Here is an 11,105-nt window from a genome sequence, read left to right on the forward strand (position 1 = left end):
TGGCGGCCGCCCCTGGCTGTCCGACTGTCTCGGAGTGACCACTGATGGACATGCGCACCCGCAGCACCCTCGCCGCAGCCCTGGTAGCGGCCATCACCCTCGGCCTGTCCGGCTGTTCCGGCGAGAAGCAGGCCGGCGGCGGCCGGGACCGCGACGGCGCGAACCCCGCGATCGACACCGTCGGCAAGGTGCTCGGCGGCACGCCGCAACGGGGCGGCACCCTCACCGTCCTGTCCAACCAGGACTTCCAGCACCTCGACCCCGCCCGCAACTGGGTCATGAACGAGATGGACTTCGGCACCCGCCTGCTCTACCGCACCCTGGTGACGTACAAGGCGGAGCCCGGCGCCAAGGGCGGGGAACTGGTCCCCGACCTCGCCGAAGACCTCGGCCGCCCCTCCAACGGCGCCAAGACCTGGACGTTCACCCTCAAGAAGGGCCTGAAGTACGAGGACGGCTCGCCCATCACCGCCCAGGACATCAAGTACAACGTGGAGCGGTCCTTCTCGCCCGACCTCACCGGCGGCCCCGACTACGCGGCCCGCTACCTCGCCGGCGCCGACGGCTACCAGGGCCCGGCCCAGGGCAAGCACCTCGACTCCATCAAGACCCCCGACGACCACACGATCGTCTTCGAACTGCGCAAGCCCTTCGCCGAGTTCCCCTACGCCACCGTGCTGCCGACCTTCGCCCCGGTCCCCAAGGCGCAGGACAAGGGTCCCCAGTACGACAGCCGCCCCTTCTCCTCGGGCCCGTACAAGATCGAGTCGTACGACCGGGGCAAGAGCATGGTCCTGGTGCGCAACACGCACTGGGCCCAGGAGACCGACGACGTGCGCAAGGCCTACCCCGACCGGATCGTCGTGAAGATGGGGCTCAAGCAGAACCAGATCGACGACCGGCTCATCGCCGGTTCGGGCGCCGACGCCTCCGCCATATCCTGGGGCAAGCTGCGCCCCGAGAGCGCGCCCAAGGTGCTCACCAAGCCCGAGGTGAAGGCGCGGCTGCTGGCCGAGTCCAGCAACTGCCACGACATGGTGCAGATGCACACAGGCCGGGCGCCGTTCGACAACGTCAAGGTCCGCAAGGCGGTGCAGTACGCGCTCGACCGCGAGGCGATCCTGACGGCGACGGGCGGTCCGGCGCTCAACGACCTGTCCACGGCCCTCATGCCGGGCTCCCTGTTCGGCGGCGAGCAGCCCGACACTCTGAAGATCCCCGCCACCGGTGACGTGGAGAAGGCCAAGCAGCTCCTCAAGGAGGCCGGAAAGGCCGACGGCTTCAGCACCGACATCACCGTCTCGAACGGCGACAAGGGCGTCGGCGAGGCGATCCAGCAGTCCCTGAGCCGGGCGGGGATCAAGGTCACCATAGAGACCGTGGACCCGTCGGCCTTCTACGACACCATCGGCGACACCGAGAACCGCACCGATCTGCTCTACACCGGCTGGTGCCCCGACTACCCCTCCGGCTCCACCTTCCTGCCCTTCGTCTTCGACGGCCGCTACATCAAGGAGAAGGGCAACTCCGGCAACCACTCCCTGTTCCGTGACGAGCCGACCATGAAGCGGATGGACGAGATCGCCGCCATGACGGACGCCGCCCAGGCCAACAAGGCATGGCAGGACCTGGACGGCGAGATCCTCGCCAAGGCCCCCGTCGCGCCCGCCGTCATCGAGCGCTGGCCGCTGGTGCTGGGCTCCAACATCGCCGGCGCCTTCGGCCACAACTCCTTCGGCGGTCAGATCGACTACGCCACGGTCGGCCTCAAGGACCCGTCCAAGAGCGACAGCTGAAGGGCCGAAGGTACGTCAACCCCATGACCACCACCTCAGCCCCCACACCGGCCTCCACACCAACCCCCACCCCGACCACCGCCCCGGCCCCGGCCGGCCGCGGCCCCTGGCAGCTCGCCCGCGCGGAACTCCGGCGCCGTACCGCCGTGAAGATCGCCCTCTTCGTGGTCGCCCTCTTCGTGATCACCGCGGTGGCCGCCCCGCTGCTCACCGCGCTGAGCGGGTGGGGCCCCGAGGAGTTCGACAAGAGCGCCGTCGACCCCTACCTGGGCGGACAGCCCATCGGACCGCTCGGCGGCGTCTCGGCCGAACACTGGCTCGGCGTCGAACCCGTCACCGGACGGGACCTGTTCGCCCGGGTCCTGTACGGCGCGCGGGTCTCACTGCTCATCGCCTTCGCCGCCACCGCGATCGTCGTCGTCGCGGGTGTCGCGGCCGGGATCGCGGCCGGCTACTTCGGCGGCCGCACCGACGCCGTGCTCTCCCGCCTGATGGACCTGACCATGTCCTTCCCCGCCCTCATCTTCATGATCGCGATGATGTCGGTGGCCCGGGACGTCAACCGGATCCTGCTGATGACGGCCGTCATCGGCCTGTTCGGCTGGCCGGGCATCGCCCGGGTGGTCCGCGGGCAGACCCTGTCGCTCAAGCACCGCGAGTACGTGGACGCGGCACGCGTGGGCGGCGCAGGACCCTGGCGGATCCTCACCCGCGACATCCTGCCGGGCGTCGCGGGGCCCGTCATCGCGTACACCACCCTGATCGTCCCCGGGATGATCGCCACCGAGGCCGCGCTCAGCTACCTCGGCGTCGGGGTACGCCCGCCCACCCCCTCGTGGGGCCAGATGATCTCCGAGAGCGTCGCCTTCTACGACACGGACCCCATGTACTTCGTCATCCCGAGTGTCTGTCTGTTCCTGACCGTGCTCGCGTTCACCCTGCTCGGCGACGCACTGCGGGACATCCTCGATCCGAGGGGAAGCCGCACGTGATCCTCTACACCCTGCGGCGGCTGGCCGCCGTGATCGGTGTGCTGATCGCCGTCGCCGCCGTCACCTTCGCCATCTTCTACGTCTTTCCCTCCGACCCCGCCGCCGCGGCCTGCGGCAAGGCGTGCAGCGCGGACCGCCTGGAGGCGATCCGCGCCCATATGGGCCTGGACCAGCCGCTGTACCGGCAGTTCTGGGACTTCGCCGCCGGTATCTTCACCGGCCGCACCATGGGCACCGGCCAGTACGCCCTGCACTGCGACGTCCCGTGCCTCGGCTACTCGTACGAGAACAGCGAGGCCGTCTGGGACCTGCTGATGGACCGTCTGCCGGTCTCCGCCTCGCTCGCGCTCGGCGCCGCGGTGCTGTGGCTCGCGCTCGGGCTGAGCGCCGGGGTCACCGCGGCCCTGCGCAAGGACACCCTCACCGACCGGGTCCTGATGGTCGGTGCCGTCGGCGCCGCGTCGCTGCCCGTCTACTTCACCGCGGTCATGCTCATCCACGGGCTGGTCCGGGTGACGGGGCTGCTGCCCTATCCCGAGTACGAGCCCTTCACCTCCGACCCGCTGGGCTGGGCGTCCAATCTGCTGCTGCCCTGGCTGGCACTCGCCTTCCTGTACGCGGCCATGTACGCGCGCCAGAGCCGCAGTTCGATGATCGAGACGATGGCGGAGCCGTACATCCGCACCGCCCGTGCCAAGGGGATGCCGCGCCGCGCGGTCGTCGTCAAGCACGGGCTGCGCGCCGGCATGACGCCGGTCCTCACCCTGTTCGGGATGGACCTGGGCGGGCTGCTGGCGGGCGCGGTGATCACCGAGTCCATCTTCGGCCTCCCCGGCATCGGACGGCTCTTCTACAGTGCCCTGTCCGCCGGCGACCAGCCGGTGATCCTCGGGGTGACGCTGCTCGCCGCCGCCTTCATCGTCGTCGCCAACCTGGTCGTCGACCTCCTGTACGCCGTCGTCGACCCCCGAGTGAGGCTGTGATGTCCCCCGAGACCGATGCCGGACCACTGCTGTCCGTACAGGACCTGACGGTCACCTTCGCCACCCGGGACGGCCCGGTACGCGCCGTCGACTCCCTCTCCTTCGACGTGCACCGCGGACGGACCCTCGGCATCGTCGGCGAATCGGGGTCCGGCAAGTCCGTGACCTCGATGGCCGTGATGGGCCTGCACACCGGGGCCGAGGTCACCGGCTCGGCCGTCCTGGACGGGCGGGAGCTGGTGGGGCTGGGCGAGCGGGAGCTGAGCCGGCTGCGCGGCCGCCGGATGGCGATGGTGTTCCAGGATCCGCTGTCCAGTCTCCACCCCTACTACACGGTCGGTGAGCAGATCGCCGAGCACCACCGGGTGCACTTCGGCTCGCGCCGCGCCGCGGCCCGGCGGCGCGCCGTGGAGATGCTCGCGGAGGTGGGCATCCCGGAGCCGGAGCGGCGGGCTTCCGAGTACCCGCACCAGTTCTCCGGCGGCATGCGGCAGCGCGTCATGATCGCCATGGCGCTGGCCTGCGAGCCCGATCTGCTCATCGCGGACGAGCCGACCACGGCGCTGGACGTCACGGTCCAGGCGCAGATCCTGGAACTGATCGCCCGGCTTCAGGAGGAACGTTCCCTCGCCGTCGTCCTGATCACCCACGATCTCGGCGTGGTCGCCCGGGTCGCCCACGAGGTGCTCGTCATGTACGGCGGGCGGGCGGCCGAACAGGCCCCGGTGGAGGCGGTGTTCGCCGCCCCCGCCCATCCCTACACCCGCGGACTGCTGGACTCGCTCCCCCGGCTCGACGACACCGACGACGCCCCGCTGCGCGCGATCCCCGGCAGCCCGCCCTCCCTGCTGGCACCCGCCCCGGGCTGTGCGTTCGAGCCCCGCTGCGCGCGTGCGGCGGCCGCCGCCGAGGAGGTCCGGGAGCGCTGCGTACAGCTCAGGCCCCGGCTGACCGCCTCCGGCGGGCACGCGGTGGCCTGCCATCTGCCGCTGGGGCGGGCGGCCGGGCCTGGCGGGCCCGGCGGGCCTGGCGGGCCCGGAGCTCCCGAGGCCGAGGTCTCCGGCACAACCCGAAAGGTCACACCATGACGACGACCGGCACCTCCGCGCCCTCGGCCACCGGCGTCCCGCACGAGGACGCCGCCGGCGCCGGGAGCCCGCTGCTGTCCGTCCGTGATCTGACCCGGACCTTCCCCGGGCGGCGGGGCCGGCGCAACGCCCCGGTGCGGGCGGTGGACGGGGTGAGTTTCGACATCGCGGCGGGCGAGACCCTCGGTCTGGTCGGGGAGTCGGGCTGCGGCAAGTCCACCACCGGCCGCATGATCGTCCGGCTCCTCGAACCGACGAGCGGGTCGGTCACGTTCGACGGCCAGGACATCAGCCATCTCGGGCGGCGGGAGCTGCGGCCGGTGCGGCGCAAGCTCCAGATGGTGTTCCAGGACCCGCATTCCTCGCTGAATCCGCGCCAGACGGTGTCCCGCATCATCTCCGACCCCCTGCTGGTGCAGGGCACCCCGGCCGCCGACGCCCGGCGCCGGGCCGCCGAGCTGATGGAGCTGGTCGGTCTCATCCCCGAGCACCTCGACCGCTATCCGCACGAATTCTCCGGCGGCCAGGCCCAGCGCATCGGCATCGCCCGCTCGCTGGCCACGAACCCGCGCCTGGTCGTGGCGGACGAACCGGTCTCCGCGCTCGACGTCTCCGTCCAGGCACAGGTCGTCAACCTGATGGAACGCCTGCGGCACGAGCTGGGACTCGCGTATCTCTTCATCGCCCACGACCTGTCCGTGGTGAAGCGCGTCTGCGACCGGGTCGCCGTGATGTATCTGGGGCGCATCGTCGAGACCGGCCCGAAGCAGCAGGTGTACGCGGATCCCGCCCACCCCTACACCCAGGCGCTGCTGTCCGCCGTTCCGCTGCCCGACCCGGCCGCCGAGCGGGCCCGGGAACGGATCACCCTGCTCGGCGACCCGCCGAGCCCGGCCGCACCCCCGTCCGGCTGCACCTTCCATCCGCGCTGCCCCAGGGCCCAGGCCGTCTGCCGCACCGAGGCCCCGCGGCTGGCACCTCCGGCGCCCGGCGACTCGCGCCACGTCGCCTGCCACTTCCCCGGGGCAGACTGAGCGGGCGACAGGGCGGTGCCCCGGGGCCGGTGACCGGCCCCGGGGCACCGCGGTGTCCGCCGGGGAACCGGGCCCGCGGAGCGGGCGGCTCTCCTCCCGCTCACCTCACCACTTCGTGACCCGCACCGTGTCTCCATAGGTGTCCGCGCGCAGTACTTCGATGCGCACGCCCGCGGCCGCGTCCGTGAACGTCTCCCCGGCTCCGTACGGCGCGTCGTCCAGCGGGCGGCACCCGCTCGGCGGGGTGACGCCGGGGTTGGCGTCCATGACCCGGACCGGGCCCTGTCCCGTCCAGACGGACGAGTCGACCCGGTAGACGAGCGCCCCGGTCGCGCAGGCGCCCGCGTCCGCCAGGGCCGAGCGCCGGGACTCGACCACGTACGCGGTGGTCGGCCCGGTCCGGATCACGGCCATCTTGGTGCCGCTGCCGTACTCGACGGCGGTGAGCCGGACCATGTCGCGGCCCGCCGAGGACCGGCAGACGACCTGGGAGTCGTCCGTCCAGCCGAGCTTCCACGAGTGCCAGGCGAGGTACTGCGGCCCGGCCCCGGAGATCAGGCCCATGACGTCCCAGCCGCCCACGTGGCGGTGGGCGTCCTCGCCCGGCTCGAAGGCGTACAGGTCCGGGAGCCCGAAGGCGTGCGCGGTCTCGTGGCCCACCAGCTTGGGTCCCCAGTGCCACATGTCCTGCCCGAAGGTGACGCCCCATCTGAGGCGGTTGCCGTCGGCGACGACCCCGTCCGTGCCGGGCTCATGGATGTACGTGGGCGTGAAGGGGATGGCCTGCGCGTTCTTCGTGGCCACGACGTACACCATGTCGTACCCGGAGAAGTCCACGTACGGATCCGCGGCGGCCACGGCGTCCTTGATGTACGCCTCGTGGGTTTCGTGTGTCAGGCCGCGCTCGAAGCCGTAGTCCGTGGACCTGCGGGGCATCCGCACCCAGCGCTCGTGCGGGCTAATGGCGAGCCACGCCTTGCCGTACGAGGCCTGCCACATCCAGTCCGCGCCGGGGGTGATCTGCGCCGCGTGCTCGGCCGGGGTGCCGGTGGCCGGTGCGTCCGGGAAGTCCACGAAGATCATGCCGACCCTGGTGGTACCGGTGGATTCCCGGAAGAGGGAGCTGTCGGTGCCGTGCCCCTCGTCCGTCCATCCGGTGGTGCCCGCGAGCGCGCAGGCGCCGGGCGGGTCCATCTGCTTGGACACGGCGGCTGCCTGCGCGGGCGGCACGGCTGCGCCGGGGACCGGCAGCAGGCCGGCGAGCGCGGCGACAAGCACCGCCAGACAGCCGCCCCGGGCAACGCGGGGGATTCTCGGGATTCTCATGGGCGTTCACCCTCCATGAATGATGTGTGACATTTCACATAAGACTGGAGGGTGCCGCGCCCTGCCAGGAACCTCCCGCCCGTCCATAACATCCGCGCATGGATCTGGAGATACGACATCTGCGGGTGGTGTGCGCCGTCGCCGAGGCCGGCAGTCTCACCCGCGCCGCCGCCGCACTGCGCATGACCCAGCCGGGTCTGAGCGCCCAGCTCCGGCGGATCGAAACGACCCTGGGCGGCACCCTGTTCGAGCGACGGCGGGCGGGTGCCGCGCCGACCCCGCTGGGCGACCTGGTGCTCGCCCGCGCCCGCGCCATCCTGCCCGGCGTCGACCAGCTCCTGGCCGACACCGCCCGCGCCGCGCGCCGCGGCGCCCCACCCGGCCGCGTGCGCATCGGGTCGACGGGCGCGCCGATGATCGGTCATCTCCTGCTGGCAGTGAAGGAGTCGCTGCCCGATACGGACGTGACCACCCGTTGCCAGTACGCCCCCGGGCCCCTCCTCGACGACGTGCACGCCGGCCGCCTGGAGGCGGCGGTCCTCGGCGACCACCCCGGCCAGGAACCGGCGCCGCGCGACGGCGTCGTACTGCATCCGATCGTCACGGAGCCCGTCTTCGCGCTGCTGCCCGCCGGACATCCGCTGGCCGCCCAGAAGGAGGTGAGCCTGCCCCGGCTCGCCGAGGAGGACTGGGCCGCGCCGCGGCCGGACGGTGACCGCACCCGGGAGTACTGGTCGTCGATTCCCGCGCTGGCCGGCCGCACGCCCCGCATGCCCTACGAGGCCGAGGGGCGGCAACTGCTCGAGATCGTGCGCGCGGGCCTGGCCGTGACCCTCTGCCAGGCCACCTTCGTCGAGGTGCCCGGTGTCGCCGTACGCCCCCTCACGGGGAGCCCGTTGCACTACCGCCACATGCTGGCCTGGCACCGCGACGGGCCGCTCGCCCCGCACGGCGAATCGATCCTGCGCCGGGTGCGCGACGGCCATCTGAACGCCCGCGCCGACAGCCCCGCGTACGCACGCTGGCGCCGGCACCCGGTGCGCGCCGCCCGGCCGCCGGCCTGAAGTCCCGCGCCGGGCCGGAGATTTCCGGGACGAAGTCCGTGCCGAGGGGTTGTCAGTGCAATATCACATTACTACGTTACGCATCACATGGCATGTACGCGCCCTCTCAACGGCGCCGCGTGCCCGTGCGCCGAGCCTCCGGCACCACCCCGGCCCGACGCACAACTTCTCAACCCCCCACCCACAGGAGCCCTTTGTGTTCTCGTCAGGAACCCTGACAACTCTGCGCAGATCCCTGCTCACCACCGCCACCGCGGCCGCCCTCTGCATCACCGCGGCCGGGACGGGCCATACAGCCGTCGCCGCCACCACCTCCGCGCCCGCCACGACCACGCCTCTCGCCGCGCCCCTCGCCGCATCCCCCGGTGCGCCAGGTGCCGCTCCCTCCCCGTACGACAGAGCCGAGCGCCTGGCCGAGGCGCCCGCCCCGTCCGCCCAGCGGATACCCGGCCCGGACAGCAGCACCGGCGGCCGCGTCCCGGGGGCACGCACCCCGGAGGCGGACGCCGGCGGGAAGGCCGACGCGAGCACCACCGGGAAGACCACACCGAAGGCCGCCGCCACCGTGTACGGCACGGCCGAAGGTGCCGCCGTCCCCTGCACCCTCGACGGCGTCACCGGCCTGTCCCCGGACGGGCTCACCGCATTCCTCGCCGACCCGGAGGTCACCGCCGACGACTGTCTGCGCTCGCTGATCTGGACCTGGGACGAGCGCCTCGCACCGGTCATGTCGGCCGCGCACATCCAGGCCGTCTCCCGCCGCATCACCGCGCTCTCCCCCGGCCACGACGGGCACAACGGCACCCGGCTGCGGGAGATGTTCACGTACCTCCACGCGATCTCCTACCACGGCTTCTCGCACGACGAGGTCGACCTGGAGGACCCGGACTCTCTGGCGGCGATGCGGCAGGCCGTCGACGCGTTCGCCTCGGCGGCGCGCACCTTCGACGCGACCGACAGCAACGCCGACACCCTCCGCGAGGCTCTCCTCGCAGCGAGCGCCCAGGGCCTGCGCCAGTACCAGCTCCCCCTCGTCAAGCGGGTGCTGTCGACCATGGACGCGGACCATCCCGCGACCGCCACGGACACCTCCTGGGGCGGGGCCGCGCTCGCCGCGCTGTCGCTGAACTATCTCGGCGTCTACCCGGGCAACCAGGACCGCGCCTTCCGCTCCGCCGTCGAGGCCGACCCCTCGTACCGCGCCGCCTTCGAGGCGTTCGCCGGGTACACCCACCTCAAGGACACCGCCAACGCCTGGACGGTGCGCGACGCCGTCAACGAGTACGGCCGCTTCGGCCAGATCGGCGGACTGCGGCACGAGACCGTCACCTCCCTGGGCGCGCTCCTCGACGTGACCGCGCGCAACTTCGGCGCCTACAGCGCCCCCTGGGCGAAGGCCGCCACCTGGCTGATCGAATTCAACGCCTGCGCCCCGCACCAGGTCTGCCGCGACGACATCGAGAAGGGCCTCTTCCCGCAGACCTACACCTACGGCCGGGACGGCACGGACGGCATCACGGTGCGCACCGGCCTCGACCACGACACCGTCGACCAGCTCTACTACGCCAGCCAGCAGGTCAAGGCACAGTTCCACCGGGTCCTCGGCACGGAAGAGCCCCTCGCGGGCGATCCCAACAGCACGCTCCACGTCGTCCTGTACAAGTCCCGGGCCGACTACGAGAACTTCCAGCCGCTCCTGACCGGTCTGGGCACGAACAACGGCGGCATGTACATCGAGAAGGGCGCCACCTTCTACACGTACCAGCGCCGCGTCCCGCAGGATTCCAGCCTCACGCTGGAGGAGCTGTTCCGGCACGAGTACACGCACTACCTCAACGGCCGCTGGGCGGTCCCGGGCTTCTTCGGCGAGGGGCCGTGGTACGAGGGCGACCGCACCACGGCGATGGACGAGGGGACCGCGGAGTTCTTCGACGGCGCCACCCGCGACGAGGGCATCAAGGTCCGCAAGTCGCTGGTACGGGGCATCATCGCGGACACCGCGAACGGCGGCCCCCGGATGACCGTGGACGAGCTGCTGCACGCGACGTACGCCGGCGACGGCTTCCGCTTCTACAACTACGCGGGCACGTTCTTCGAGTTCCTGTGGACCGAACACCCGGCGCTGCTCCAGGAGATGTACCGGCATCTGCGGGCCGATGACCCCGGCGCCTTCGATGCCTGGCGCGACCGGCTCGGCGGGGACGCGGGGCTGCAGACGGCGTACGACGCCTTCCTCGACGAACAGATCGCGCACGCCGACGAGCTGTTCGTGCCCGACACCCGGTACGTCCCGCTCGGCGAGCTGCGCGACACCACACCCGAGCAGATCCGTGCCTCCTTCACGAGCAGCACATACCTCAGGCCCGAGTGCGAAGCCACCGGTTCGGCGGACCGGCCGCGGTTCAGCTGCACCGGCCGGATCACGGCGCGGCTCAGCGACTCCGGTGACGCCGACGCGGTCTTCGAGGACATGTCCGAGACCGTCGACTACTTCATCCTCGACCGGGCCGCGGGCGGCGACAACAACCTCGCCGACATGAACTGCTCGTTCGGTGCGGTGGACATCTGGTCGGACGGGCGCGGCGGCACATCGGACTTCACCTGCGAAGGACCACTGCGCGGCTGACGCCCGAGGCCGCCCCTGCGCGGCCGACGGTACGTGACCGCCCTGCGCGGTTCACGGTCCGCCGCCGCCTCTGGCGGCCGAGCGGCCCACCGGCCCGTCCGGTGGGCCGCTCGGCCGTCCCCGGCCGGGATACGACGTTCGGCTGAGTTCCTAACTGACGTCAAGTAGTTCGTGGTGTTCTTGAGGGTCGGTTCGT

8 protein-coding genes are annotated in these 11,105 nt (G+C 71.8%); 7 read left to right on the forward strand and 1 reads right to left on the reverse strand.

Features of this window, described 5'->3' with window-relative positions; translation table 11 throughout:
- The first annotated feature begins 44 nt into the window (after positions 1-44).
- The 5 genes from ACLF6P_RS18820 to ACLF6P_RS18840 are packed head-to-tail and all read left to right on the forward strand — an operon-like array spanning position 45 to position 5,893.
- On the forward strand, positions 45-1,796 hold the full coding sequence (locus ACLF6P_RS18820) for an ABC transporter substrate-binding protein (protein ID WP_415951653.1): 1,752 nt from the start codon (positions 45-47) through the stop codon (positions 1,794-1,796).
- A 23-nt stretch (positions 1,797-1,819) separates the two neighbouring features.
- Positions 1,820-2,788, forward strand: coding sequence for an ABC transporter permease (locus tag ACLF6P_RS18825; RefSeq protein ID WP_415951654.1), 969 nt, complete (start codon positions 1,820-1,822; stop codon positions 2,786-2,788).
- On the forward strand, positions 2,785-3,771 hold the full coding sequence (locus tag ACLF6P_RS18830; RefSeq protein WP_415951655.1) for an ABC transporter permease: 987 nt from the start codon (positions 2,785-2,787) through the stop codon (positions 3,769-3,771). The genes ACLF6P_RS18825 and ACLF6P_RS18830 overlap by 4 nt, the downstream gene beginning before the upstream one ends.
- Positions 3,771-4,859 (forward strand): ABC transporter ATP-binding protein, encoded by a 1,089-nt coding sequence (locus tag ACLF6P_RS18835; RefSeq protein ID WP_415951656.1) that lies wholly within the window; start codon positions 3,771-3,773, stop codon positions 4,857-4,859. Before ACLF6P_RS18830 ends, ACLF6P_RS18835 begins: the two co-directional genes overlap by 1 nt.
- A complete protein-coding gene (locus ACLF6P_RS18840) occupies positions 4,856-5,893 on the forward strand; it encodes an ABC transporter ATP-binding protein (RefSeq protein ID WP_415951657.1) in 1,038 nt (345 codons plus the stop codon). The genes ACLF6P_RS18835 and ACLF6P_RS18840 overlap by 4 nt, the downstream gene beginning before the upstream one ends.
- 105 nt (positions 5,894-5,998) lie before the next feature.
- Here ACLF6P_RS18840 and ACLF6P_RS18845 read toward each other — a convergent pair whose 3' ends face one another.
- Entirely contained in the window at positions 5,999-7,219 is a 1,221-nt protein-coding gene (locus tag ACLF6P_RS18845) for a M6 family metalloprotease domain-containing protein (RefSeq protein ID WP_415951658.1), read from the reverse strand.
- Between the two features lie 98 nt (positions 7,220-7,317).
- Here ACLF6P_RS18845 and ACLF6P_RS18850 point away from each other — a divergent pair, with 98 nt between their 5' ends.
- Positions 7,318-8,283: a LysR family transcriptional regulator gene (locus ACLF6P_RS18850; RefSeq protein WP_415951659.1), complete on the forward strand. Its 966-nt coding sequence runs from the start codon at positions 7,318-7,320 to the stop codon at positions 8,281-8,283.
- A gap of 196 nt (positions 8,284-8,479) precedes the next feature.
- Positions 8,480-10,909: a collagenase gene (locus ACLF6P_RS18855; RefSeq protein ID WP_415951660.1), complete on the forward strand. Its 2,430-nt coding sequence runs from the start codon at positions 8,480-8,482 to the stop codon at positions 10,907-10,909.
- Positions 10,910-11,105 lie beyond the last annotated feature (196 nt).

This window comes from Streptomyces lothianensis, assembly GCF_047779955.1.
GTDB lineage: Bacteria > Actinomycetota > Actinomycetes > Streptomycetales > Streptomycetaceae > Streptomyces.

Excerpts from the sequence above, each read along its gene's own strand:
- ACLF6P_RS18820 (WP_415951653.1), top strand. The coding sequence starts at position 45 with ATGGACATGCGCACCCGCAGCACCCTCGCCGCAGCCCTGGTAGCGGCC.
- ACLF6P_RS18825 (WP_415951654.1), top strand. The coding sequence starts at position 1,820 with ATGACCACCACCTCAGCCCCCACACCGGCCTCCACACCAACCCCCACC.
- ACLF6P_RS18835 (WP_415951656.1), top strand. The coding sequence starts at position 3,771 with ATGTCCCCCGAGACCGATGCCGGACCACTGCTGTCCGTACAGGACCTG.
- ACLF6P_RS18840 (WP_415951657.1), top strand. The coding sequence starts at position 4,856 with ATGACGACGACCGGCACCTCCGCGCCCTCGGCCACCGGCGTCCCGCAC.
- ACLF6P_RS18845 (WP_415951658.1), bottom strand. The coding sequence starts at position 7,219 with ATGAGAATCCCGAGAATCCCCCGCGTTGCCCGGGGCGGCTGTCTGGCG.
- ACLF6P_RS18850 (WP_415951659.1), top strand. The coding sequence starts at position 7,318 with ATGGATCTGGAGATACGACATCTGCGGGTGGTGTGCGCCGTCGCCGAG.